Source organism: Amycolatopsis sp. NPDC114484, from assembly GCF_055633755.1.
Genome location: NZ_JBVKDQ010000003.1, coordinates 21,181 through 46,365 on the forward strand (window position 1 = coordinate 21,181; position 25,185 = coordinate 46,365).

General features: G+C 71.4%; 21 protein-coding genes. 15 read left to right on the forward strand and 6 right to left on the reverse strand.

Features of this window, described 5'->3' with window-relative positions; translation table 11 throughout:
• Nucleotides 1-3 precede the first annotated feature (3 nt).
• Nucleotides 4-696: a response regulator transcription factor gene (locus tag ACZ7SW_RS09550; RefSeq protein WP_470229953.1), complete on the reverse strand. Its 693-nt coding sequence runs from the start codon at nucleotides 694-696 to the stop codon at nucleotides 4-6.
• Nucleotides 697-878: 182 nt separating this feature from the next.
• Between ACZ7SW_RS09550 and ACZ7SW_RS09555 the strand changes: the two genes are divergently transcribed.
• Nucleotides 879-2,003, forward strand: coding sequence for a phosphodiester glycosidase family protein (locus tag ACZ7SW_RS09555; protein ID WP_470229954.1), 1,125 nt, complete (start codon nucleotides 879-881; stop codon nucleotides 2,001-2,003).
• Between the two features lie 33 nt (nucleotides 2,004-2,036).
• Here ACZ7SW_RS09555 and ACZ7SW_RS09560 read toward each other — a convergent pair whose 3' ends face one another.
• From ACZ7SW_RS09560 to ACZ7SW_RS09575, 4 genes are read right to left on the reverse strand one after another with little or no spacing between them, the layout of a single operon-like run.
• On the reverse strand, nucleotides 2,037-3,077 hold the full coding sequence (locus ACZ7SW_RS09560) for an ABC transporter substrate-binding protein (RefSeq protein WP_470229955.1): 1,041 nt from the start codon (nucleotides 3,075-3,077) through the stop codon (nucleotides 2,037-2,039).
• A gap of 37 nt (nucleotides 3,078-3,114) precedes the next feature.
• Nucleotides 3,115-3,978, reverse strand: coding sequence for an ABC transporter permease (locus ACZ7SW_RS09565; protein WP_470229956.1), 864 nt, complete (start codon nucleotides 3,976-3,978; stop codon nucleotides 3,115-3,117).
• Nucleotides 3,975-4,520 (reverse strand): ABC transporter ATP-binding protein, encoded by a 546-nt coding sequence (locus ACZ7SW_RS09570; protein ID WP_470229957.1) that lies wholly within the window; start codon nucleotides 4,518-4,520, stop codon nucleotides 3,975-3,977. The genes ACZ7SW_RS09565 and ACZ7SW_RS09570 overlap by 4 nt, the downstream gene beginning before the upstream one ends.
• Nucleotides 4,415-4,810 carry an ATP-binding cassette domain-containing protein gene (locus tag ACZ7SW_RS09575; RefSeq protein WP_470229958.1) on the reverse strand — a complete coding sequence of 132 codons (396 nt, stop codon included), beginning with the start codon at nucleotides 4,808-4,810 and terminating at the stop codon, nucleotides 4,415-4,417. The genes ACZ7SW_RS09570 and ACZ7SW_RS09575 overlap by 106 nt, the downstream gene beginning before the upstream one ends.
• A 357-nt stretch (nucleotides 4,811-5,167) precedes the next feature.
• Here ACZ7SW_RS09575 and ACZ7SW_RS09580 point away from each other — a divergent pair, with 357 nt between their 5' ends.
• From ACZ7SW_RS09580 to ACZ7SW_RS09590, 3 genes are all read left to right on the forward strand, one after another.
• Nucleotides 5,168-6,652: an ATP-binding protein gene (locus ACZ7SW_RS09580; RefSeq protein ID WP_470229959.1), complete on the forward strand. Its 1,485-nt coding sequence runs from the start codon at nucleotides 5,168-5,170 to the stop codon at nucleotides 6,650-6,652.
• On the forward strand, nucleotides 6,649-7,326 hold the full coding sequence (locus ACZ7SW_RS09585) for a response regulator (protein ID WP_470229960.1): 678 nt from the start codon (nucleotides 6,649-6,651) through the stop codon (nucleotides 7,324-7,326). The genes ACZ7SW_RS09580 and ACZ7SW_RS09585 overlap by 4 nt, the downstream gene beginning before the upstream one ends.
• Nucleotides 7,327-7,683: 357 nt before the next feature.
• Complete coding sequence (locus ACZ7SW_RS09590; protein ID WP_470229961.1) at nucleotides 7,684-8,901, forward strand: COG4705 family protein; 1,218 nt, start codon at nucleotides 7,684-7,686, stop codon at nucleotides 8,899-8,901.
• 224 nt (nucleotides 8,902-9,125) lie between these two features.
• Here ACZ7SW_RS09590 and ACZ7SW_RS09595 read toward each other — a convergent pair whose 3' ends face one another.
• On the reverse strand, nucleotides 9,126-9,980 hold the full coding sequence (locus ACZ7SW_RS09595; protein WP_470229962.1) for a GNAT family N-acetyltransferase: 855 nt from the start codon (nucleotides 9,978-9,980) through the stop codon (nucleotides 9,126-9,128).
• A gap of 430 nt (nucleotides 9,981-10,410) precedes the next feature.
• Between ACZ7SW_RS09595 and ACZ7SW_RS09600 the strand changes: the two genes are divergently transcribed.
• The 11 genes from ACZ7SW_RS09600 (at nucleotide 10,411) to ACZ7SW_RS09650 (ending at nucleotide 25,157) form a co-directional block, all read left to right on the forward strand.
• On the forward strand, nucleotides 10,411-13,056 hold the full coding sequence (locus ACZ7SW_RS09600; RefSeq protein WP_470229963.1) for an HAD hydrolase family protein: 2,646 nt from the start codon (nucleotides 10,411-10,413) through the stop codon (nucleotides 13,054-13,056).
• Nucleotides 13,053-15,305 (forward strand): phosphotransferase, encoded by a 2,253-nt coding sequence (locus ACZ7SW_RS09605; protein WP_470229964.1) that lies wholly within the window; start codon nucleotides 13,053-13,055, stop codon nucleotides 15,303-15,305. Before ACZ7SW_RS09600 ends, ACZ7SW_RS09605 begins: the two co-directional genes overlap by 4 nt.
• A complete protein-coding gene (locus ACZ7SW_RS09610; protein ID WP_470229965.1) occupies nucleotides 15,302-16,594 on the forward strand; it encodes a polysaccharide biosynthesis protein in 1,293 nt (430 codons plus the stop codon). The genes ACZ7SW_RS09605 and ACZ7SW_RS09610 overlap by 4 nt, the downstream gene beginning before the upstream one ends.
• Nucleotides 16,591-17,472 carry an alkaline phosphatase family protein gene (locus tag ACZ7SW_RS09615; protein WP_470229966.1) on the forward strand — a complete coding sequence of 294 codons (882 nt, stop codon included), beginning with the start codon at nucleotides 16,591-16,593 and terminating at the stop codon, nucleotides 17,470-17,472. Before ACZ7SW_RS09610 ends, ACZ7SW_RS09615 begins: the two co-directional genes overlap by 4 nt.
• The gene (locus ACZ7SW_RS09620) at nucleotides 17,456-18,244 is read left to right on the forward strand and encodes a polysaccharide deacetylase family protein (RefSeq protein ID WP_470229967.1); all 789 of its coding nucleotides are present in this window, start codon (nucleotides 17,456-17,458) and stop codon (nucleotides 18,242-18,244) included. Before ACZ7SW_RS09615 ends, ACZ7SW_RS09620 begins: the two co-directional genes overlap by 17 nt.
• Nucleotides 18,241-19,554, forward strand: coding sequence for a hypothetical protein (locus tag ACZ7SW_RS09625; RefSeq protein WP_470229968.1), 1,314 nt, complete (start codon nucleotides 18,241-18,243; stop codon nucleotides 19,552-19,554). The genes ACZ7SW_RS09620 and ACZ7SW_RS09625 overlap by 4 nt, the downstream gene beginning before the upstream one ends.
• A gap of 315 nt (nucleotides 19,555-19,869) precedes the next feature.
• A complete protein-coding gene (locus ACZ7SW_RS09630) occupies nucleotides 19,870-20,649 on the forward strand; it encodes a glycosyltransferase family 2 protein (protein WP_470229969.1) in 780 nt (259 codons plus the stop codon).
• On the forward strand, nucleotides 20,649-22,742 hold the full coding sequence (locus ACZ7SW_RS09635) for a glycosyltransferase family 2 protein (RefSeq protein WP_470229970.1): 2,094 nt from the start codon (nucleotides 20,649-20,651) through the stop codon (nucleotides 22,740-22,742). The genes ACZ7SW_RS09630 and ACZ7SW_RS09635 overlap by 1 nt, the downstream gene beginning before the upstream one ends.
• Nucleotides 22,742-23,095, forward strand: coding sequence for a hypothetical protein (locus tag ACZ7SW_RS09640; RefSeq protein WP_470229971.1), 354 nt, complete (start codon nucleotides 22,742-22,744; stop codon nucleotides 23,093-23,095). Before ACZ7SW_RS09635 ends, ACZ7SW_RS09640 begins: the two co-directional genes overlap by 1 nt.
• Before the next feature lie 59 nt (nucleotides 23,096-23,154).
• Nucleotides 23,155-24,939, forward strand: a complete 1,785-nt coding sequence (locus ACZ7SW_RS09645) for a hypothetical protein (RefSeq protein ID WP_470229972.1) — start codon at nucleotides 23,155-23,157, stop codon at nucleotides 24,937-24,939.
• On the forward strand, nucleotides 24,936-25,157 hold the full coding sequence (locus tag ACZ7SW_RS09650) for a hypothetical protein (protein ID WP_470229973.1): 222 nt from the start codon (nucleotides 24,936-24,938) through the stop codon (nucleotides 25,155-25,157). The genes ACZ7SW_RS09645 and ACZ7SW_RS09650 overlap by 4 nt, the downstream gene beginning before the upstream one ends.
• Nucleotides 25,158-25,185: the final 28 nt, after the last annotated feature.

Sequence of the window (25,185 nt, forward strand, 5' to 3'; positions counted from 1 at the left end):
CGGTCAGTCCGCCGGCGCTTCGAGCCGGTAGCCGTGCCCGCGCAAAGTGACGATGTCCGGCATTCCGCGGCGGCCGCCGGCATCGGCGAGCTTGCGGCGCAGCGCGGCGATGTGCACGTCGAGAGTTTTGGTGGAGCCGAACCAGTGCGCGTCCCACACATCCGACATCAAGGACTCGCGGCTGACCGCGTGCCCGGCATCGATCGCGAGGCGCAGCAGAAGCTCGAACTCCTTCGCCCGCAAGGCGACCTCGGTCCCCTCCACCGTGACCCGGCGCGCGGACGAATCGATGCGCAGCCGCCCGAGCGTGATGTCGGAAGGCGCGCGGACCGCCGCGCCCCGCCGCAAATGGGCGCGCAGCCGCGCATGCAGCTCGCCCAGCGGGACCGGCTTCACCAGGTAGTCGTCCGCCCCCGCCTCGAGCCCGACGACGACGTCCATCTCCTGGCCGCGAGCGGTCAGGACCACGATCACCGCCCCCGGGTGCTGCGCACGAAGCTCCCGGCACACCTCGGTGCCGTCGAGATCGGGAAGCCCGAGATCCAGCAGAGCCAAGTCCCAGCGCTGTTCCGCACCGGCCCGAAGGCCAGCACGGCCGTCGGTGACCCAGACTACGCCGTGACCGTGCCGCACCAGACTGGCGCGCAGCATTTCCCCGATCGCCCGGTCGTCCTCCACGAGCAGAACCTCGGCCATGCACCGGAGTTTATCGGGGTCGCCATTCCGGCTTCCGATTGATTCGTTTCTTGCCGTCCGTTAACCGGACAATAACCGCCGCCTGGCGCCTTCCGCACGCGAACGTCGCGGGAGCGGGGGTTTTCCCGTCAGCTAATTTGCCGATGCTCTGCCGCACACCGCCGCGAACCTAACGTCGGGTCATGGCAGCCATTCCGCCGCCACCCTCGCCCGTCCGGCGGCGACCCCGCAGGCGACGCCGCACCGTCTGCCTCGTGCTCGCGGCGTTGCTGGCGTACCCGATCGGCAGCTACGCGACTGCGCTCGGCTATCCCGGCGACGCCAGTTTCGCGGTCCGCACGGTCGATTGGCTGCGCGACATCGGGCTCGGCGGGGTCGTCAACGCCGCCGAGAACTGGTGGTACACCCGCCATCCGCCCGCCGGCTCGGCGCCGTCGCCTGCCGATCTGCCCACGCGAGCCGTCACCGCCGCGCCCGCGTCCGGACCGCGCCCGGCCGCCATCGCGCCGCGCGCAGGCGCCCCGGCGGGAGAAGGGGTCTGGGTCGCCGGCGCGCGCAGCGGGAATCACATCGCCGAGTACACCACCTTCGTCCAGCCCGACGACCGCCATGCGGGAGTCGTGGCAGGCGTCGCCTGGCTGGACCAGAACCTCGTGCGCACCAGCCTGTTCGCGGGCACCAAAGACCAGAAGGGGCCGGGCCCGACAGCAGTTCCCGCTTCGCTGCGCGACTCGCTGGTCGCCGTCTTCAACTCCGGTTTCAAGCTCAAGGACTGCAACGGCGGCGTCTATCTCGGCGGCGCCACGGTCGCTCCGCTGCGGGACGGCCGGGCGTCCGCGCTCATCGACGACGCCGGGCGCGTGTCGATCGCCCGCTGGGGGCAGGACGCGTCGATGAACCCGCGCCTCGTGGCCGTACGGCAGAACCTCGATCTGGTGGTCGAGCGCGGCCGCCCGGTCCCCGGTCTCGAGGACAACTCGTCCGGCCGGTGGGGCAGCGCCAAGAACCAATTGCAGTACACCTGGCGCTCCGGCCTCGGGACCGATCGGGAAGGCAATCTGGTCTACGTCGCCGGCGACGGCCTCACCCTGCGCACGCTCGCCGTGGCGATGACCGAAGCGGGCATCCGGCAGGGCATGGAACTCGACATCCACTCGCCGATGGTCACGTTCAACAGCTATCGTCCCGACCTGCCCGGATCCGGCCCCGCGAAGCTGCTTCCCCGCACCCTGGGCGCAGCCGACCGCTACCTTCGCTCCGATCAACGCGATTTCTTCGCTGCCGCTCTCCGATCGCCGGCGTCGTGACGGACGGCGGCGCGCCCGCCACGACGTCTCCGGTCAGCGGACGGCGGTGACGAACTTGTCGGTGTAGGTGCCGGCGAGGTCGATCTTCTTGCCCTTCACGTCCGGGTTGAACGCCTGCAGCACCGTGAGGTTGGTCTTCGGGCCGTCCGGCGGCATGATCCCGGTCGGGTTGTAGATGCCCTTCTCGTTGTCGAATGCCTTGGCGTAGGCGGCTTTGCCGGAACCGGCGTAGTAGTCGGCGGGCATCACGTCGGCGACCTGCGCGCCGTTGTGGCCCTGGATCCACTTCAGGGTCTCGACATAGGCATTGACGAGTTTCTGCACCACGTCCGCGTGGCTGTTGACGTAGCTCGTGGTCATGTACAGCGAGGTCGCCGGGTATTGGCCGCCGAGCTGCTGTTTCGTACTCGCCGCGGTGCGCATGTCCAGCAGGACGTAGGCCGCGCCCTGGGCCAGTGCGGTCGACACGGTCGGCTCGGTGGTCATCGCGCAGTCGACGTTGCCGTGCTGCGAGGCGCCGATCAAGGTGGCCCCGGCCTGCACCCCGACGCGGTGGATCTTGGCGGGGTCGACTCCGTTCTTCTGCGCGAGGTACTGGGTGAGGAAGTCGGTCGACGACCCGAGATCGGTGACCCCGAGGTTGCGCCCGGCCCAGTCCGCGGGCGAATGGATCTGGTCTCGCACCTCCGGACGGCACAGCTCGACCTCGCCCGGGGTGCTCAGCATCGACACCACGGATTCCAGGGACTGCCCGAGCCCCTGCATCGCGATCGTGTGGTCGTAGAACCCGCCGACGCCGTCGACCTTGCCCGCGACCATGTTCGTCGTCGCGTCGACCCCGGCTCCTTCGTCCTGCAAGGTCACGTTGAGGCCCTGCTTCTGGTAGTAGCCGAGCCGCTGGGCGAGCATGAACGGCAGGTAGATCTGCTTGTTCAGGCCGCCGACCATGATGCTCACCGGCGTCCCGGTGCCGCCGGTGGAGCTGGTGCCGGCGTTCTGGCTCGCGGTCGAGGCGCAGCCGGCGAGCGCGAGCAGCGCCGCCGCGAGCACGACCGCCAATTTCTTCGCGGACACGGGGATCTCCTTTGTTCGTAAGGGGAAAACGGGGAAGTCACAGCTCCGGGCCGGTCAGCTGCGCGGGGCGCCACCGCAGCAGGCGGCGCTCGAGCCGGGTGATCAGCCACTCGGCGATCAGGGCGACGACGCCCATGATCACCATCGACGCCCAGACGCCGCTGGCGTCGAAGGTGCCCTGCGCGTTCTTGATGAGCACGCCGAGACCCGCGTAGCCGCCGAGGAATTCCCCGACGATCGCGCCGATCAGCGCGAATCCGAAACTCACGTGCAGGCTGGCGATGATCCAGGTGAACGCGGAGGGCAGCACCACCTGGCGGGTCACCTGCCAGCGCGAGGCGCCGAGGATGCTCGCGTTCGCGATAAATGTGCGGTCGACCTCCCTGGTGCCCTGGAAGGCGTTGAAGAAGACGCCGAAGAACACCAGCACGATCACCAGCAGAATCTTCGATTCCAGCCCGAGCCCGAACGCGAGCACGAAGACCGAGCCGAGGACGATCCGCGGGATCGCGTTGAGCACCTTGATGAACGGGCCGAACACGTCGGACAGGAACCGGATCCGGCCCAGTGCGATGCCGCACACGATGCCTGCCGCGGTGCCGATGGCGAAGCCGATCAGGGCTTCTTCGAGCGTGGTCCAGATCTGGCTGCCGAGCGAGCCGATCGCGGTTCCCTCCGTAACCCACGACCGCAGCCGGTCCCAGATGCCCGAAGGCAGCCCGTAGAGCACGATCGCGTGCTGGTCGCCTTGCACGAGGACCTGCCAGCCGCCCAGCACCGCCAGAAGGACGGCCGCCTGCGTCGCGTGGACCAGGACGCCGCGGCCCCGGCCGCGGGACCGGCGCGCCGGGGCGTCCGCCGCCGGCGCCGGGTTCGGCGGGGATTCCACCTCCGCGGTCACGGCTCCTCCCTCCCGCCGACCAGGGTCGTCTGCGCATAAGCCCGGTCGACCTCGGACCGCAACGCGTCCCAGATGCGCTGATAGAGGTCCACGAACCGGGCGTCGAACCGGATCTCCTGGACGACGCGCGGACGGGGCAGGTCGATCGCGAACGTGGCCTTGACGGTCGCCGCCGGGCCCGCGGTCAGCACGACCACCTTGTCCGCGAGGGCGATCGCTTCCTCCAGGTCGTGGGTCACGAACACCACAGCCGGGCGGGTGAGCTCCCACAGCGCGAGGAGTTCGTCGGACATCTTCGCCCGCGTTTGCACATCCAGCGCGCTGAACGGCTCGTCCATGAGCAGGATCCGCGGTTCGTTGATGAGGTTCTGCGCCAGCGCCACGCGCTTGCGCATCCCGCCGGAGAGCTGGTGCGGGTACCGGTCCTCGAACCCGCTCAGCCCGACCCGGCGGATCCAGTCCCGCGCGTCGGCGATCGCGGTCCGTTTGGGCGTCCCGCGAAACCGGGGCCCGCGGACACGTTGTCCAGCACGGTCTTCCACGGGAGAATGGCGTCGGTCTGGAACATGAAGCCGACGCCGGGCGTGATCCCGGAAACGTCCTCCCCGTGCACCTGGACCGCGCCGGCCGACGGCTGCTCCAGCCCTGCGACGAGGGTCAGGGTGGTGGATTTGCCGCAGCCGGTGGGGCCGACCACGGCGCAGAATTCGCCCGGCGCCACCTCGATGTCCAGATCGCGCAAGGCGGTGTAGGACCGCGGTCCTTCCGTGGCGAACCGCTTCGTCACTTCCCGCAGGGCGATGGCCGGCGGTCCCGGTCTGGGTGCGTGCACGGTGGCTTCCTCTCGCTCGGGTGGCCGTTTCCGTCCGAGGAGGCTAGAAAGCCGCGAGGCCGCGGCGGAATGTTCAGTGCGATACCAGCGAATGGTGCGCTTTCCGCGGTTTTTGCTCGTAAAGTTCACAGTGGACCGGACTATCCGGGCGTTCCGCCCGCCCCTTCTTGGCATCCGCCCCGTCTCGTGGTGTCATGCGAAACGCCCCTGTGACGAGTGGCAAAGCGGAGCGGTCATGTGGCGGTCACATCCCCTCGCCTCACAGATCCTGGTCGCCGTGCTGGGCATCCTGCTCGCCACCGTCGCGGCCGGCGCCCTGCTCTACGTCAAGCTGACCGGACAGACCCTCGACGCGCAGTGCAGTACGGCCAGCGCGCACTCGGCATCGCGAACACCGCCGCGCAAATGCCTGCCATCCGCGACGCGCTGGTGCGCCACGACCCCGAGCACGCCGTCCAAGCCGCGGCCGAGCAGATCCGCCGGGCCAGCGGAGCGTCGTACGTCGTGGTCACCGACCGGTCCGGACTCCGCTATTCCCACCCCAACACCGCGCTCATCGGCCAGCGCATCGAGGAACCGGTCGTCGCTCTCGACGGCCGGGACCACCTCGGCATCGACAACGGGAGCCTCGGCCGATCGGCCAACGGCCGCGCCCCGATCCGCGGTTCGGACGGCACCGTCGTCGGTCAGGTGTCCGTCGGCATCCTCGAGGTACAAGTCACCAGCGAACTGGTGGCCGACATTCCGTGGGTCCTGCTGTACTCCGGGCTGGCGCTCGCCATCGGCGTGGCCGCCTCCTGGCTGCTCGCCCGCCGGATCAAGCGCGCCGCTTTCGGCCTGGAAGTCTCCGAGATCGCGGCACTGCTGCAAGAACGCGAAGCGATGCTGCACGGCATCCGCGAGGGCATGGTCGGCCTCGACCGGCACGGACGCATCGAAGTGATCAACGACGAAGCCCGCCGGCTGCTCGCCCTCCCGTCCTCCGCCCGCGGCCGCGCCGTCGCCGAACTGGTCCCGCCCGGCCGCCTCCGCGACCTGCTCGCCGCGCCGGCCGCGGACGACGAGGTCGTGCTCACCGGCGAATTCCTGCTGGTGGTCAACAAAATGCCGGTCGTCCTTTCCGGACAGGACGCCGGCTCCGTGATCACGCTGCGGGATCGCACCGAACTGGAGGGCCTCGTGCGCGAACTGCAGGCCGTCACCGGGCTGACGACCGCGCTGCGGGCACAGGAACACGAATTCGCCAACCGGCTGCATGTGCTCTCCGGGCTCCTCGGGCTCGGGGAGATCGACGAGGCCGGGCGCTATCTGACCGAGATCGCCCACGGGCCGGCCGCACACGCGACCGATCTGCGGGCCCGCTTCTCCCCTCCCGAACTCGCCGCACTCCTCTCCGCGAAGGTGGCCATCGCCGCCGAACGCGACGTGCGGCTCGAGGTGGACCCAGACTCCCGGCTCGACCTCGGCACGACCGGCCCCGGCCCGCTGGTGACCGTCCTGGGCAACCTCATCGACAACGCCGTGGACGCCGTGGCCGGACGCCAGGGCGAGCGCAGAGTCGACGTGCTCGTCGACCGGATCGGCACCGACGTGCGCGTGGTGGTCGCCGACAGCGGCCCCGGAATTCCCGACGAAGCGCTGCAGGAGATCTTCACCGACGGCTACACCACCAAATCCCCGCGCCCTGGCATGCGCCGCGGTCTCGGCCTCGCCCTTGTCTACCGCCTGGTTCGGAGGTCCGGCGGCTCGGTCACGGTCCACAGTGGACACGGCGCGCGATTCGACGTCCTGCTGCCGAGCACCCCGGCAAACGTCCGGCCGGAACCGGTGGAGTACGCATGACCATCCGGACTCTCGTCATCGACGACGACTACCGCGTCGCGGCCATCCACGCCGCGAGCGTCGACCGCGTGCCGGGATTCAGCTGTGTCGGCAAGGCCCACACCGCCGGAGAGGCACGCGCGTGCGTCGCGAACGTCCAGCCGGACCTGCTGCTGCTCGACATCTACCTGCCCGACGACGACGGGCTCACTCTGCTGCGCGACCTGCACGCGACGACCGCACCGCCGGGCTGCATCGTGATCACCGCGTCGCGAGACCTCGACACCGTGCGCGCCGCGATGCACCTCGGCGCCGCCTACTATTTGGTGAAACCCTTCGGTTTCGCGCAGCTGCGCGAACAACTCGAGGCATACCGGCAGTGGCGCGACCGGGCGTCCGGCACCGGCGAGGTCGATCAGGCCACAGTGGACTCCCTCTACTCCATCCTCCGCGGATCCACCGGATCCGCGAGTTCCGCCGCCCTTCCCCCGACGATGCGCAACGTACTGCACACGATCCAGGACGCCGGCCGACCGCTGGCCGCCGGCGCGCTCGCCGCCGCCCTCGGCATCAGCCGCCCCACCGCGCAGCGCCACCTCAGCGAACTGCACCGCCGAGGGTTCCTTAACCTCGAACTCGAATACGGCAGCGCGGGGAGACCGGCGCACCGGTACACCGTCACGGGCCGCCCCTGACCACGCCGCCTGAGGACCTCCGCCGACGTCCCCGCGGCTCCTCCGGTCGCGAACGCCCAGGCGGGGCGTGCACGCGCCGCAGCAAAGCCGTCGACCGTCTCGGCCAGTCCACGGTGGAGGATCGGCTGCGCGCTGTTCCGACGAGGCACCGCCAACGCACTGGCAGGCGAACAGCCGCCGGACCGCGCTGTCGCTCTCGTCACCCGCACGTGGACAAGGTTTGCCGCGGCCTAACCCTCGCCGAGCCGGCTCGTCACCTCCGCACCCCTAGCGTCTGACGCGTCGGCGGATGATCACGCGGCCGAGGCCGCGCAATCGCCGTTTCCTTGCCCCAGCTGCGAACGGACCGCAACAGCCATGACCGCACCCAGCACGCTCGCGGGGAATCGCGCGCTGCTCAACAAGGTTCCCGAAGTCACGGTCTTCTTCTGGATCGTCAAGATCCTCTGCACGACCGTGGGCGAGTCCGCCGCGGACTTCCTCAACGTGAACCTCGGCCTCGGCCTGACCGGGGTGTCCGTCGCCACCGGCGTGGCACTGGCGATCGCGCTCGTCGTCCAGTTCCGCACCAGCCGCTACCGTCCGGTTCCGTACTGGCTGACGGTCGCGCTCATCAGCGTGTTCGGCACGCTCGTCACGGACAACCTCACCGACGCCGCGGGCGTGCCGCTGGAGACCAGCACGATCGTCTTCGGCATCCTGCTGGGTGCCACGTTCCTCGTGTGGTACGGCTCGGAACGGACGTTGTCGATCCACGACGTCACCACTCGGCGCCGCGAAGCGTTCTACTGGCTCGCGATCCTCTTCACTTTCGCGCTCGGCACCGCGACCGGCGACCTCATGGCCGAGGTGCTCGGGCTCGGCTACCTGCCGACCGGGGCGATCGTCGCGGGACTCATCGCCGTGCTCGCGATCGCCTGGCGGCTCGGTCTGCACCCGGTGCTGGCGTTCTGGTTCATCTACGTCCTGACCCGCCCGCTCGGCGCGTCCATCGGCGACTACCTCTCGCAGAGCCCCGAGAACGGCGGATTGGGGCTCGGCACCACCGTGACGAGCCTGATCTTCACGCTCGGCATCGTCGCGGTCGTCGGTTATCTCGCGGTCTCGAAAATCGACGTGACCCCGCGGAACCCGGCCGAGCCTCGCGCTTCCCGGGGCGGGCTCTGGCAAACGGTCGCCGCCGTCGGCGTCGTCCTCGTCGCATCGGTGATCGGATACTCGATGCGGACGTCCGCCCTGCGGGACGACACCCCGGCCGCTGCCCCGCAGACCGGGACGAACGCGAACCGCCCGGTCCGCCAGCCGCCGCTCGGCGATCTGTCCCAGTTCACGACCGTCACGCAGGACACCCTCGCCAAGCTCGCCCGAGGCGACCAAGCGGGAGCGACCAGTCGCGTCGACGACCTCGAAACTGGCTGGGACACCGCGGAAGCCCGCCTCAAGCCGAAGAATCCCGCCGCCTGGGCCACAGTCGACGGCAAGATCGACACGGTCCTTCGCCAGCTGCGCGCCGCCAATCCCGATCCCACGACCGAGAAAGCAGCGCTCAACGACCTCCTCGCCGCTCTCGGGTGAACGAGTTCCCCGCAGGCGCACAGGATCGCCCGGCGAGGGCGATACGAGGCAGTCCCGGCCGGACCGCCCGGAGCGCGGCAGGCCAAGCCCCGGCCCGATCCGCCGTGAATCGCCCGCTCGCCATCGCCCCTCCTCGCCTGCTCCCGCTCGGAAAGAATTGCTCGCGGCCCTCGAAGCGGCAGCAGCGTGCCGCTGTCGCGCCGGGAAGCCAGGACCGGAAGCCGTCAATCGCGGAAGCCGATCACCTTCTTCACCACGCTCTTCACTCCCTGTTCGGCCCGGGTGACCGGCAACCGCTCGAAACGGAACTCCCGCAGCACCAGCGGACGCGCGCCGAAGCGCTCCTTGAACTGTCCGAGCGTGCCCGTCCCGGATTCGCCGAGGTAGTAGTACCGGCAGCCGGCCCGGCACGCGTCCCGGATCGCGTGCGCCTGCACCAGATCAGTGGCCCGATACTGCTTCAGCCCTTCGTCCATGGCCGCCCGGAAGTCGTGCGCGTTGCCGCCGCGCACGACCAGGCAGCCGGCCGCGGGGCGGCCCTCGGCCCACGCGAGCCACACCTGGAAGCGGTCCCCGAAAAGGCGGCCGATCGCCTCGAACTTCTCGCGCGGGTCACGCCGGTGCAGCCGGGCCCGCGCGAGCCACGCCGGCTCGTGCTGCCTGCGCGCCCACCTCAGCACCGCTCGTTCCATCAGCGCGTAGAACTCCGGCAGCAGCTCGCCGCCGGTGCCGCATTCCACCGTGACTCCCCGGCGTTCGGACACCCGGACCCCGCGCCTGCTGTTCTTCGTGAACCGGTTCTCCCACACCTCGTCCCAGCCTCCGGCCAGATCGAGAAGGTGGACGTGGTGCGGGCGCACGAGCGCGCGCGGGTGCTGCGCGTCCTGCCATCCGCCCGCCTCCAACGGACCCGGGACCACCGACTGAACCGGCAGCCTGCGCGCCGCGAGGTCTTCGAGCACGGCGTTCACCTCGTCCGGGCGCGCGCCGCCCGGCGCGACCAAGCCGCCGAACCCGCACGCGGGCGGGTTCGACCGCTCCGCCCGGACGAGGCCCGCCGCGCGGCCTCCGCGCAGCATCGGCAATACCATTTGCCGCCCGTTGTCCGTTTCATACAATCTGCTCGCGTCGCGCAGCCCGTGAGCTTCACACATTGCGTCAGCCCATTCCGGTGATTGGCTTTCGAAAGCGAACGGATCACTGCGCAAGATCGCTTTCCACTCCGCGCGCGGCGCCGGGCTGATCATTTTCACGAAGGCGCCCGCGGGCGTTGCGCAGACTTTCGCGTCCCGCAGACTCGTTGCTGGCAGCCAATGCATCGCGGCCCCGTTCGCTCCTCGTCCCCCGGCTCCGTCGCCGGCGGGTCGCATACCTCGTACTTCGTCCGGTTCGGCTAGATAGTTACACCGCGGTCGCGACATTTCGAAATCGCTTTCGATGTAACGGCGGGCCACGCATCGGCGAGTTCTCTCAATACGAGCTTGGAACGGCCAGCGGAACGGATCTTCGATGACGCATTCGCACAGCGATAAACCGATCTCCGACGGTGACCGGCTCGTCGTCGCCGATCTGCTGTGCGACCTCACCGAAATCGCGCACCGGCTCGTCGACCGGATCGCCGTGCGCGACGTACTCGACACTTACCTGTTGGCTGCCGCCGCCGTGCAAGTCGTGGAAGACCATCTTCAGCGGGACGCCTTCGGGCTCCGGCGCGCCGCCGGATACCTTCGCGAGCACACCTCCGCGGGCCTGGCAGCGCGCCTCCTCGGCGGAGCCGCCACCGCGGGCGAAGCCGCGAAATCGTTGCGAGCGGGCGAGCGTCAGGCACTCCGCTGGCTGGCCGCCGCGGCAGAACTGCGCGACGCGGCCGCCCTGCGGGTCGTCTCCCCCGACGCGCGAGCCGTACCTGGTGATTGGCTGGCCGCCGCGACGCGGCTGCGCGGGTCGATCCCGTCGCTCGACCGCGACCTCGCCGCCGCGGTGCTGCGAATCCCGTCGTGTTTCCGCAGTTTCGACCAGGAGCCAGCAGATCTCACAGCCCTCGCGAAGCGGCTGCGGCTGCGCCATCCGGAACGCGATCGGCCCGTGGTCGTCCTCGGGGTCCGCACGTCCGGCAGCTACCTGGCCCCGCTTGTCGGCGCCGCGCTGCGCGCCGACGGTTATCGCGACGTGCACGCAGAAACCGTCCGACCGGGGTACCGGCTGCGCCCGCCGCTCCACGCGCTGCTGCGCTTGGCCGTGCGGCGCGGCGGCCGCGTCGCGGTGGTCGACGATCCGCCGGAGACCGGGCAGTCGATCGCCGAGGTCGCGGACGCGGTGCGCCGGGCAGGGGTCGGAGCGGACGCGATCACCTTGCTGCTCCCGTTGTTCGCCGACGCGCCGCCGGCCGCGCTGGCCGGCTACGACGCGGTCACTCTCCCCTACCGCGATTGGGCGGTGCACGCGCGGCTGGAAACCGAGGCGGTCGTCGAGTCGTTCTCCGCGCTGCTCGGCAGGCCCGTGCGCGCCGTCAAACGGCTGCCCGGCATGCTCTCCCAGGGACGCGAGCACGCGCACGCGGTGTTCGACGTCGCCTTTCCCGACGGCGGACTGCGTCGCATCACGGCGACGGGCGCCGGGCTGGGATTCTTCGGGCGGCACGCCCTGGCCGTCGCCCAGGCGGTGCCTGGTCACCTGCCGTGCACCTACGGCGTCAGCGACGGCATCGTCTTCCGCGACTGGCTGCCGGACGACCGGCGGCTCGGGGAAGCAGATCTCGGCGACGCGACGCAGCTCGCCGGATACGTCCGCGCCCGCGCGGCCGCGATGCCGGCCGCCGCCGACCGCGCCGCGGGGCTGGCCGGACGGCAGCCGGTCTGGGAAGCGGCGAGCCGAGTGCTGCAACGCAACTACGGACGCGCCGGCGTGGCGCTGCGGCCGGTGCTGCTCGACCGCGCGGTGCGCAGGCTGTGCACGGTCCCCGCCCCGTCCGTGGTCGACGGCGCCACCGGCCTGGAGCACTGGTTCCGCGGCCCGGCCGGTCTGCGGAAAACCGATGCCGACGTCCGGGATTTCGCCAACACGGACCTGGCCTGCTACGACCCGGTGTACGACCTGGCCGGGATCGACCCGGGAAGCGCCGACCCGGCGTTCGCGGCCGCGCTGCGCCGGGAATTGCCGTGCGATCCGGAGCGGTTCCTGCTCTACGAGCTGGTGCATCTCTGGGACCGCGAGCGGGAAGGGCGCGCGACGCACCGGGCCGGAGCGCGGGCGGTCCAGCGCTACCTCGCCGAGGTGCTGCGGCCCGCCGTGCGGCCTACCCCCGCTGGGGAAGTCTGCGCGTTCGACATCGACGGCGTCCTGGAATCCGACGCGCTCGGATTCCCGATGGCCACCCCGACGGCCGTGCTCGCCCTGCGCGCGCTGCAAGTCCACGGATACCGGCCGATCCTGGCCACCGGCCGGAGCGCGGACGAGGTCCGCGAACGATGCGCGTCCTATGGACTGGCGGGCGGAGTCGCCGAGTACGGCTCGGCCGTCGTGCACGACGGCGTCGTGCACGAGCTGGTGCCGGTCGCCGGCAAGGAGGCGCTGAGCCGCGTACGCCAGCTGCTGGCGGCCCATCCCGAGGCGGTGGTGGACGAGGACTACCAGCTGGTGGTCCGCGCCTACCGCGGCCAGCCCAGCCGCTCGCTTCGCCACGAGACAGTGGATCGCCTGCTGACCGACCTTGGCGAGTTCGCCGCGCACGTCCGCGTGATCGAGGGCGACGGCCAGACCGATTTCGTCTCCGCGGACGTCGACAAAGGCACCGCGATGACAGAGCTGGCCGCGAGGCTGGGCGCGGACGCCGTGACGTTCGCGATCGGCGACACGGCAACGGATCTGCCGATGCTGCGTGCCGCGAAAACCGCCTACGCTCCCCGCAACGCCGACGCGCAAGTGCGCGCATCCGAAGTTCGCCTGCTCCGTCGCCACTACGGCGCTGCGGTCGCCGAAGCGGTGGGGCTGGTGCTCGGGCACCGTCCGGGCACGTGCGACGCGTGCCGCCCGCCCGCGCAGAGCAAGCGCACCCGAACCCTGCTCACCCTCCTCGACGCGTCCAACGCGGGCGCGCCCGGACTGCCGATGGCGGTCGCCCGTTGCCTGGCGCGCGAGGGCGTGCGGCTCCGATGACCACTGCGGAACGTGCCGTGGCGGCCGGCCCGCGGCCGCGGCGAGTCCTTTACGGCCATGGTTACGCGCTGGTGGTGAGCTCGGCGCTGACCTCGGGCATCGGCCTGCTGTTCTGGATCGTGGCGGCCCGCGGGTACGACGAGGCCGTGCTCGGCCGCAACTCCGCGCTGATCGCCGCGATCATGTTCCTGGCCGGGGTGGCGCAGCTGAACCTGATGAACGTGCTGATCCGGTTCGTTCCGGTGGCCGGGCCGCGGGCGCGCCGGATGGTCGCCTTCGCCTACCTCGCCGGCGGCGGGCTCGCCGGCTTGGCCGGGCTGGTCTTCGCGCTCGGCGCAGACTGGTGGGCTCCGGAACTCGCCGGCCTGCTGCACGGACCCGCTGCCGTTGCCGGCACCGCGGCGTCCTGCGCGGTCTGGGCGATCTTCGTGATGCAGGACGGCGTGCTGACCGCGGTGGGGCGGGCCCGCGTGGTGCCGGTCGAGAACCTGGTGTTCTCGGTCCTCAAGCTCGGCTTGCTGGCCGGTCTCGCGACGAGCCTGCCCTCCGGCGGGATCACGGTGTCGTGGATGGCCGCCACCGCGGCAGCCGTGCTGGCGACGACCGGATACCTGTTCCTGCGCGCGATTCCGGCGCATCAGCGCGCCGGGGCGCCGGTCGACCGATTCTCGCTGCGGGCACTCGCCGGCTATCTCGGCGGTGACTTCGTCGGCGCGGTGTGCTGGCTCGGCTGCACCCAGCTGCTCCCGGTGTTCGTGCTCGGCACGCTCGGCGCGCGCGCGACGGCGGTTTTCGCGATGGCCTGGACGATCGCATACGCGCTCTATCTCGTCCCGGCCGCGATGGGGCAATCCATGGTCGCCCATACGGCAGCCGATGTCGGCGACGTCGGCGCCGCCCGGCGAGGGGTCGAACGGAGGTCGTTGATCCTGCTCGTGCCGGCCGTCGTCGTACTCGTGGCGATCGGCCCGTGGGTACTGCGCCTGCTCGGGCCGGGCTACGCCGAATCCGGTCGCTGGGTGCTCGCGCTGACGGCGGTCTCGGCGGTCCCCAACGTGATCGTCGCCGCCGCGGTCAGCGAAGCTCGGGTGCTGCGCCGGGTCGGTGTGGTGGCCGGTTTGCTCGCGACATTGTCCGTGCTCGTGCTGGCGACGGCGCTGGCGCTGATGCCGCTTCTCGGGGTCGAGGGAATCGGACTGGCGTTGCTGACCGGGCAATCTGTCGTCGCGGCAGCGGTGTTGTGCTTGCGGTCGAACCGGGTCCCGCGTCCGATCTCCGGCCCGTTCGCCGGCGCGCACGGCCGTTTTCTGCTGCGCCGGATCAGCCCGGCCGCGCTCGGCCTGCGCGGCTGGCGGGTCCAAGGTCGCCTGCACGGCCGATCGGATTCGGCCGTGGCACCCGTCGGGCCGGGAAACCGTTGTGCCGCACTGCTCAAAGCCGCTGACACCGAAGGCGGGCGGACAGCACTGCGTCACGAGGCGCACGCTCTCGCTGAGCTCCGAGCCGATCCGCGGCTGTCCGGCTGGTCGCACCTCGTCCCGGCGCTGCTGGACGCGGGAGACGCCCTGGGCGCGTCCTTCAGCCTGCAGCAGTTGCTGCCCGGGCGAGACGGCCGCGAGGCCGTCGCCACCCCGCACGGCCGGCGGCGGTTCGCTGCCGCCGCGCTCGCTGTGCTCAGCGAACTGCACGTGCGCACTGCGGAACTGACGCGCGTGGACGACGACCTGCTGCGCCAGCATGTGCTCAGCCCGGCAGAGCTGGTGTGCGCGCACCTGCCCGCCCGCGTGGTGACGACGCTCGACCTGCTCGTCGCCGAATTGTCGGAGGGGTTGCGCGGCCGGCGCCTGCCCGTCGGATGGGTCCACGGCGACTACAGCCCGGACAACGTGCTGACCGACGCCGACGGCCGGGTCACCGGGATCGTCGACTGGGGCCAGGCCCTCAGCGCCGGCCTCGTCGCGATCGACGTGGCGAGCCTCGTACTGGCCGTCGACGCCACCGCCAGCGGACGCGAACTCGGCGCAGTGGTCTGCTCCTTGCTGAAGACTGAGCCGGAGGACGCGGCCACGCTGCGCGACCGGAGCACGCTCGGCGGCGATCCGGTGCCCGTGCGCACGTTCGTCTTGCTCGGGTGGCTGCACCTCGTCGCCGCCAACCTCGCCAAGTCGGCGCGCTACAGCGCCAACCCGATCTGGTTGCGCCGCAACGTCTTCGCGGTCCTTCAAGTGCTCCGGCGGGAGGCGCCGTGATCGCGGCCAGCACCCGGGCGGGCCACCGGGCCCAGCGCAGCTCCGAGCAGACCATGGTCCGCGACGGCGTGTCCCTTGTCGCCGGCGCGACGCTGACAGCACTGGTCGGCGTCGCGGCGTGGGTCGTGGCCGCCCGCCTGCTGCCGCAGGAAGAGGTCGGGCACGCGTCGGCGTTCGTGTCCGGGTTCCTCCTCGTGGCCGGACTCGGCGATCTCGGGCTCGGCGCCGCGCTGATGCGCTGGGCGCCGCGCGCCGGGAGACTGCGGACCACCTTGATCGCGCGGTGCTACGGGCTCGTCCTTCTCGGCTCGCTGGCGGCGGCCTGGGCGGTGCTCCTGCTCCCGACCGGCGACGAGATCTCCGAAAGCCTCCCCCGGTTCGGCACCGCGGCATTCCTGTTCGCCGCCGTCGCCTGGGCGCTGTTCCAGTTCCAGGACTCGGTCCTGGTCTCGCTCGGCCGCGCCCGCTGGGTCCCGTACGAGAACGCCGCCATCGGCCTCGCCCGTGTGGGCGTGCTCGTGCTCGCCGGTCCCGCCTTCGGCGCGACCGGGATCCTGCTGTCCTGGATCGCGCCCGCGGTCGCCGGGGTGGCTGTCGTCTCGGTGCTGCTGTACCGGATGCTGACCCGGGAGCCTGCGCCCGAAACGCGCGCGCCGGTCCTGCCCGACCGTCGCGAGGTCCTGCGGCTGCTGGTGCCCACCTATCCGGCGAAGGTGGCCTCGGGTTCCCTGACCGACCTGGTGCCCCTGCTGGTGATCGGGCGGTTCGGGCCGACGGCGGGCGCGGTCTTCTTCCTGGTGTGGATGGCCGGGAATTCCGTCGACTACGCCGCGATCAGTTTCGCTCAGTCGGTGATCGTCCGGATCGCGCACGAACCGCACCGCACCCGCGAACTGTTCGCCGTCGGCGCCCGCCGCCTCGCGGCGGTGTTCGTTCCGGCGCTCGTGCTCGCGGCCGTGCTCGCGCATCCGCTGCTGTCGGTGTTCGGCCGGGATTACGCCGACCAGGGCACCTGGCTGCTGCGGCTGGTCCTGCTCGGCTGCCTGCCACGGCTGGTGGTCACGCTCGTGGTCGCGGCGGGCATCGCGCACGCGCGCGGCAGGCTGGTCGCCGCGTTGGAGGCCGGCAGCGCTCTGGGGGTGATCGGTGTGGTCGCCGTCGTCCCGATTGCCCGAATGGATCTCGTCGGACTGGGATTCCTTGTCGTGCAGTGCTTGATGGCCGCGGCCGCCGCGACGGCGTGGCGGCGTTGGCGCCGGACGTCGAACACGGAAGGGGAGCCCGCATGACGATCGGCCGGCGAGCGCACTCGGCGTTGCTGGCCGCGACGGTGCTGGCCGCGGCGGCCTGTGCGACGCCGCCCGCATCGGTCGCCCCGCCGCCCGCGAGCACGTCCCGGGCTCCGGAAGCGCTGCCCCGGCCGGACCACGTCGTGGTGGTCGTGCTGGAAAATCACGGAGCCGAGCAGATTTCCGGCGACCCCCGGGCCGCCTACCTGAACCAGCTCGCCGCCGCGGGCGCACGGTTCACCGCCGCCACCGCGATCGCACACCCGAGCCAGCCGAACTACCTCGCGCTGTTCTCCGGGGACACCCAAGGCATCGCCGACGACTCGTGCCCGCACACCTTCACCGGACCCAATCTAGGCCGCGAACTCGCCGGCGCGGGACGCACTTTCGCCGCGTTCGCCGAAGCCCTGCCGGCTCCCGGCTTCACCGGCTGCCAGTCCGGCGGCTACGTGCGCTGGCACGCACCGTGGACGGGCTTCACCACAGTCCCGGCCTCGGCGAACCGGCCGTTCACCGACTTCGGCCCCGACTACGCGAAGCTGCCGACCGTCTCGTTCGTCATCCCGGACATGTGCCACAACTTGCACGACTGCGACACCGCGACGGCGGACGCGTGGCTGCGCGCGAACCTGAGCGGTTTCACCGACTGGGCCGTGACGCACAACAGCCTCCTCGTCGTGACGTTCGACGAGGCCGAAGACTCCTCCGCCACGAACGCGATCCCGTTGACCATGAGCGGGCCGATGGTCCGCCCGGGCAACTACCCGGAGCCGGTGGACCATTACCGGCTGCTGCGCACCCTTGAAGCCCTGTACGGCCTGCCCGCACTGGGCCAAGCCGCCGACCGGACGCCGATTGCCGATGTCTGGCAACGCTGAACGCGCGACGGCGGCCTCCGCCGCACGCCTGCCCGAGGCAGGCGGCGCGCTCGCGGCGATGCGCCGCCGCGCCCTCGCCCTCGCCGGCCCGGCGACCCGTCCGATCGGCTCCCTCGCCGCAGTGCGCACGCACGCGCCGGAAGTAGTGCTCACCTTCGACGACGGGCCGGAACCCGGCGGTACCGACCGGGTGCTGTCCGCATTGGCCGACCACGGTGCCACGGCGACGTTTTTCGTCCTGGTCGACCGAGTGCGCAGACATCCCGGGCTGGTCCGCGAAGTGCTCGCCGCGGGACACGAGGTCGGCCTGCACGGAATGGACCACCGGCGGCTGTCGAAACTGCCGCCCGCCACCGTGCGGACGCTGCTCGCGACCGGCACCGCGCAACTCGAGGACCTCCTCGGCATCCCGATCCTCTGGTTCCGCCCGCCCTACGGCGCGCAGACCCCGTCCGTCTGGCGTGCGGTGCGCCGGCAGGGCTTGGCTCCCGTGCTCTGGGGACCGTGCGCGTGGGACTGGCTCGACCGGCCGGCCGAACTTCTGGCCGCGCAGGCGGCGCGCGGGTTGCGCCGCGGCGCCGTCCTCCTCGCACACGACGGCCACGCGGGCCCGGAGGACGGTGCCGACGACGGACCGCGGCCCCGCTTCGACCGCGGCGACCTGGTCCGCCTAGTGCTGAGCGGTCTGGACGAACGCGGGCTGCAGGGCCGGTCCCTCTCCGCGGCGCTGGCCGCCGGAACACCCCGGACCGTCCCCTGGTTCCTTCGATGAACCCTCGCTGGGCCGTCGCGGTCCTGCTGGCCGCGGCGCTCACCGGATGCGGCGGTCCGGCGGGCCCCGGCGCAGACCCGGAGCCGGTCGTCGGCGTGACGCACACCCAAGACAGCGTGGACGACTACCCGCCCGCGCAGATGACGGCCGCGACGGCGACGCTCGGCGCCCGGCCGATGGTGCAGAACCAGTACCTGATGGGCTGGGGCGTCACCAATCCGGAACCCGCGCCGGGCGTGTTCGACTGGTCCTCGCTGGACCAGCGCATGGCGCTGATCGACACTACGCACGGCGTCCCCGTGCTCACGCTCGCCGGCGCACCGGACTGGATGAAAGGCGGCCGCGCAGGCGGCACCGACTGGACCACGCTCGACTCCGCACCGACCCCCGCGCACTACGGCGATTTCGCCGCGCTGGCCGCCGCCGCGGCCGCGCGATACCCGCAGGTGCAGTACTTCCAGGTCTGGAGCGAGCTCAAGGGCCTCTACAACGCCGACGGGAACCGCTGGGACTACGAGGGCTACACCCAGTTGTACAACGCGGTCTACGACGCGGTGAAGAAAGTCCGTCCCGCCGCCCGGATCGGCGGGCCTTACGTCGTCCTCGACACTTGGTCGGCAGCCGGTTGCCCCGCACCGTCGGTGCTGTCCGGCCCGTGGGGCGTCGTGGACCAGCGCGCGCTCGACGTGATCGACTACTGGAACGCGCACAAGCACGGCGCCGACTTCCTCGCCGTCGACGGGTCGAGCGGGACCAGGGACGCGGGACTGACCACGGATCCCTTCCGCGCCACGGCGATGTTCGACACCGTGAGCAGCTGGCTCCGCGCGCGCACCGGACTCCCGGTGTGGTGGTCGGAGTTCTACCCGACCCAGCCCGCCGGACCCGGCTGGCCCGCCGACAGCCCTCAGCTCGCCGCTCTGGCCGTGGACGCCGTGGCCCAAGCCCTGCGGGGCGGTGCGTCGCGGCTGCTGCTGTGGCAGCCGCAGTCGTCCGCCGACGTGCCTACCGCCGCCCTGTGGACCACTCCGGCCCCGGACCGCGACGCGGCGACGTTGCCGCTCGCCGGGCCGTGGGCATGGCTCGCGGCCAATGTGGACACCGACACGGCGATCAACTACGCGAACGGCGACACGGTGGCCGAGATCATCGGCGACCGGGAAGTGCTCGCGGTGAACCTGACCGCGGCCGCGCAGATCCCGCCCGGCCAAACCGATCCGCTCCCGCCCTATGGAATGCGAATCACGAGCCACCGGCGATTTCCCGGCAAGCGGCAAAGATCGAAAGGTCCGAAGATTGCAGCAGCATAACTTCGAATAACGCAAGCGGAATGCAAACCGGCCGCGCGCCGGACACGTTCCGCGCCCGTCCGGGCACCGCCCGGAGGCCGTTCCCTCGAGGACGGTCCACTCAGGACCGTTTCGACCGTATCCCAGCGCTGTACAGGAAAAAGATCATCGCAGCGGTCAAACCTGGCCTGTGGTGAATTTCTGCCGACCCTGCCAACGCATTTTCTTCCCCGTAACGTCCGCCATTCGGAGTACGACAACCAGACGTCAAGTTGAATCCGGGTGGCCGTCGGGGAAACAGCGGGACCAGGACACGCCGGGGAGAGGGAGAATCCGATGGGACGTGGCGCGGATCCGAAGATCAGCATTGTGATCCCCGCGCGCAACGAAGCGCGCAACCTCGAGGTGGTCCTCCCGGCGCTGCCGGACAATGCCGAAATCGTCCTGGTGGACGGGCATTCGGTGGACGACACCGTCGAGGTCGCCCGCGCCCTCCGGCCCTCGATCGTCACGCTGACGCAAACCCGGACCGGCAAAGGGAACGCGCTCGCGTGCGGATTCGAGGCCGCCACCGGCGACCTCCTGGTGATGTTCGACGCCGACGGTTCGGCCGACCCGGCCGAGATCCCCGCCTTCGTCGAAACGCTGACCCGCGGCGCCGATTTCGCCAAAGGCACCCGGTTCCTGCGCCCGGGCGGCAGCGACGACATCACCGCGGTGCGCCGAGCGGGCAACTCCCTGCTGAACCGGTTCGCCAACCGGTTGTACGACACCGGTTTCAGCGATCTGTGCTACGGCTACAACGCGCTCTGGCGGGACGTCGTGCCGCAGCTGGAACTTCCCTCCACGACGACGCCCCGCTCCGCGAGACCGCTCTGGGGCGACGGTTTCGAGATCGAGACGGTGCTCAGCTGCCGAGTCGTCGCCGCGGGCCTGAAGATAGTGGAAGTGCCGAGTTTCGAACGCCTGCGCATCTTCGGCGAGACCAACCTGCGCACGTTCGCCGACGGCACCCGGGTCCTGCGCACGATCATCGCGGAGTACCGCCGGTACCAAGGGCGGAAAAGACCGGAACTGCCCGGGCCTGCCGACCTCGCGGCGCAGGAGCTGGCTTGATGGCGCGAACCCAGGCGAGCGCCCTGCCGACTTCGGTCGTCGTGTGCGCGTACACGACTGCGCGATGGCCGTCCCTGCGCACCGCGCTCGCCTCGGCGGCGGCGCAGGACCCGGCGCCAGCGGAAGTGGTGCTGGTCGTCGACCACAACGTCGGGCTGTCGCGGCTCGCGCGGGCCGAACTGGCCGGCGTCCGGGTCGTGGACAACGACGGCCCTCGCGGGCTTTCAGGCGCCCGCAACACCGGAATCGCCGCCTCGGCCGGAGACATCATCGCGTTCCTGGACGACGACGCGGCGGCCGAACCAGGATGGCTGGCGCAGCTGCTCGCGCCGTACGCGGACCCGGACGTGATCGCGGTCGGCGGCGCCGCGCGTCCGGTGTGGCCTCCGGGCTCCGGTCGGCCGGGATGGCTTCCCGCCGACGGCGTCCTGGACTGGGTGGTCGGCTGCACCTACCGCGGACTGCCCGCCGCGCTCGCCGAGGTCCGCAACGTCATGGGCTGCAGCATGTCCTTCCGCCGCGAAGTGTTCGACGAGATCGGCGGGTTCTCGACCGCCGTGGGCAGGCAGGGCTCCGTTCCGCTGGGATGCGAGGAAACCGAACTCTGCATCCGCGCCCGGCGGCAGCTGCCCGGAGCGCGAATCCTGTTCGCACCGCGTTCCGTTGTGGCCCACCAGGTCGGCGCCGAACGCACCACCTGGTCGTACCTGCGCCGGCGAAGCTGGGCTGAAGGCCTGTCGAAAGCGGCGGTCAGCCGGATGACCGGCGTCGGCGACGCGGTCTCCACCGAACGCCGGTACGTGACGCGGGTGCTCCCCGCCACAGTGGCCCGCGAACTCGCGCGCGCCGTGCGCGGACCGGTGCCGGCGGCCCAGGCGATCATCGCGATCGCCACCGCCCTCGGTGCTTCCGCCGGCGGCTACCTTCGGGAGTCCGCCCGGCGTCGCCCGGCGTCCGGACCGACAGCCGTGATCGAACTCGACGTCCGGCGCGGACCGGTGCCCGCGAACCCCGGCGTCCTCGAAGCACAGGTGCTGGTGCGGGACGGGCGCTGGACGCTGGATCTGCTCCGCCTGCCGGTCGCCGGGGGCCGGCTGGACCCCGCCGGGCTGCGGCTCGGCACCCCGCCGGGACGGCCGGCCCGCCATGCCCGCACCCCGGCGGTCAGTGTCGTCGTCCCGACCGCCGACCGGGCCGACCAGGTGCGCCGCTGCGTGAAATCGTTGCTGGCCACCGAATATCCGGACCTCGAAGTGCTCGTGGTGGACAACCGGCCGGGATCGGCCGAGTCCGCCGGGCTGGCGGACCTGGCCGCCGCCGACCACCGGGTCCGCTACGTCGCCGAGCCGGCGCCCGGAGTCAGTCGGGCCCGCAACACCGGATTCGCGTCCGCGCGCGGGGAGCTGGTCGCATTCGTGGACGACGACATCGAGGTCGACCGCTGGTGGCTGGCCAACCTGGCCGCGGAGCTCGCGGACGACTGCGTGGACTGCGCGACCAGCCTGGTCCTCCCGGCCTCTTTGGACACCGCGGCGCAGCGGAAGTTCGAGCAGCTCAAGGGTTTCGGCCACGGCGCGGAGCGCACAGCGTTCGGCCCGCATCTCGCCGCGGAGCATCCCCGCTACGCCTTCGCACCCGGCCGATTCGGCCCGGGCGGGTGCGCGCTCTGGAGGCGCTCCGCGCTCAGCCGGCTCGGCGGGTTCGACCCGCTGCTCGGACCGGGCACGCCGACCCGCGCCGGAGAGGACCTCGAATTGTTCCTGCGCCTGGCGCGCGCCGGCGGCACCGTCGTGTACACGCCGCACGCGGTCGCCTGGCACGAACACGGCGCCGAATGGGCGGACCTGCGCTCCCGGCTCCGCGCCTACGGAGCCGGGTTGTCGGCCATGTTCGTCCGGCATCTGCTGCAGCATCCGCAGGACGCGTGGCTGGTCGCCGGTGCCGTATCCGCCCGGGCGCTCGCGGCGAGGCCGGACACCGCACCTTCCGGCCCGCGCGCCGGACGACTGCTGGCCGACCAGCTCGCCGGACTGGCCGTCGGGCCGTTCGCGCTCGCCCACAGCGCCTGGTCCGCGAGAACCCGGCGGTCCTGATGCACCTCGACGAGCGGCGCGCGATCGCCTGGGTCCTGGCCGGACTCAGCGCGGTCGTGCTCGTGCTGACCGCATGGCAGCTCACCAGCGCCGCCCGGCTCTATCTGGACACTGCCTTCGTGCTCTTCGCTCCCGGCTGGGCGATCGTCACGCACTTGCGGCTGGCCACGCGCGCGCTGCAGTGGCTCACCGCCGTCGCCGTCGGGACGTCCGGGACGCTGCTGCTCGCAGAGGTCATGATGGCGCTGCACTGGTGGCAGCCGATGGCCGCGTTCATCCTCGTCGCGGGCGCCACTTTGTTCGAACTGCTGCGCCAGCTCACCGCGCCCCGGAAGGCGGGGGCCCGCCAGTGACGAGACTCGCCCCCGCCGATTCCGGGTTTCGGTCGTCCGCGGCCGGAACCCGCGCACGTGTGCCGGTTCCCCGTCTCCGACGGCCGACCCGGCCGCGCGACGCACTAAGCCCGTCGCTGGCCGTCGCCGCCGGGCTGCTGTGGCTCGCGGGGCTGCGCCCGATCGTCCCCGCACAGCTCGGCGGACTCGGTTTGATCACCGCGTTGTCGCCGGTGCTCCTTCTCTCCTACCCCGTGCTCGTCGCCGCAGTCGTGCTCGAACTCGTCCGCCGCCGGCCGCGGCCGCGAGTGCTCGCCTCGTGCACTGCCCTCGGCGTGCTGCTCGTTTACGGCCTGCAGCCCGCGAGCGAACAGACGGCGCGCCTCACGGTGTCCTGGCTGCACACGGGATTCGCGCGCTACATAGCCGAAAACGGACAGCCCCTGCAGGGCTACGACGCGCGGTTCTCCTGGCCCGGCTTCTTCTCCCTGATCGCTTTCATCACCAACGCGAGCGGCGCGCCGGACGCCACTCCCCTGCTGCAATGGGCACCGGCGTTCTTCGCCGCGGCAGCGGTTCTCGGCGTGCGCGTGCTGGCGGTCGCCGTACTCGGGAACGGGCGAGCCGCTTGGCTGGCGACCTGGATCTTCCTGCTCGCCGAGTGGACCGAACAGGACTACCTCTCCCCGCAGGCCGCCACCTACCTCATCATGCTGGCCGCGCTGGGCCTGGTCGTGCGGTATCTCGTCCGGCCGGGGCTGGCGTACCCCGGACGGTCTGGCCCGCGCCGGAGGAGGTCTCCGGCGAACACGCCCCGGGAACGGCTGGCGGCGCACGCGCTGGTCCTGCTGTTCGCGCTGGCGCTGGCCCCTTCGCATCAGCTGACTCCGTTCCTGCTGGCCGGTCTGCTGCTCGTCATGGTGGCGACCGGACGGCTGTGGCCCGCCTGGCTGCCGTGGCTCGTGCTGATCCCGGCGCTGGTGTGGTTTTCCCTTGGGGCCAAGGATTTCTGGCAGGGGCAGCTGAACATGGTGATCGGCGACTTCGGCCAGGTGAGCTCGTCGGTGGACCAGGGCATCACGGCCCGGTTCACCGGCGACGCCGGCCGCACAGTGATCCTGTTCCTCCGGGTGTGCCTGACCGGCGCGGTGGGCACGCTCGCGCTCGGCGGCTGGTGGCGGCGCCGGCGGCGCGGCCTGCGCTCGCTTCCGCTCATGCTGCTCGCGCTCGCCCCGCTCGGGATCGCGGCTCTTCAGTCGTACGGCGGAGAAGTCTTCGTCCGCTGTTACCTGTTCGCGCTGCCGTTCGCGGCCATCCTCGCCGGCGGCTGCCTCGAAGCGCTTCTCGCGCGGCCAGCCGGACCCGGGGCGATGCGCACGACGGGCCCGATGCGACCGCGATTCGGCACGGCGGGGCCGATTGTCGCCGGGGTCGTGCTGACCGCGCTCGGTCTCGGCACGGTCGTCGCCCGAGGCGGCGGCGACGCCTACCTCAGCTATACCCGCACCGATGTCGCGGCGGTGGCCGACGCCTACCGCCTCGCGGGCACCGGCCAGACCGTCAGCGTGCTGAGCGCGGACGCCACGCCTCTCGGGTTCGACAAGATCGGCGTCGTCGCGCAGTCCGCGATCGAGCGGACTTGCCCGGGCTACGTCCGCGTCGCCACCTGTGTGCTCGACACCGCGCCGGACTACTTGGTGGTCACGCCGTCGCAGGAGAACTACGGCCGGATCTACTACGGCCTCGCGCCCGGCTGGACCGACCGGCTCGTCGCCGACCTTCTCTACACGGGCAAATATCGGGTCGTGTTCGACCAGGACGGCAGTCGACTGCTCGCGCACGCCGGCGAAAGGCAACCGAAATGACCGACACCCTGCTGGTCGCCCTCACCATCGCATTGTGCGGCATGTTCGCCGCGCTCCTGGGCGTGCGCACGGTCCTTGCCGAGCGATCGGCGGGCGGCCAGGGCGGCCGGCCAGGCCCGAAATCCGCGCGTCTGAGGCGGCTCGACCACGCGGGGATCGCGGTCACCGTGCTGCTGATCGCCGCCGTCGTGCTTCGCGTCGTGAACGCGGTCTGGTGAGGGGGCTATGCTGACTGTTACACCAGGA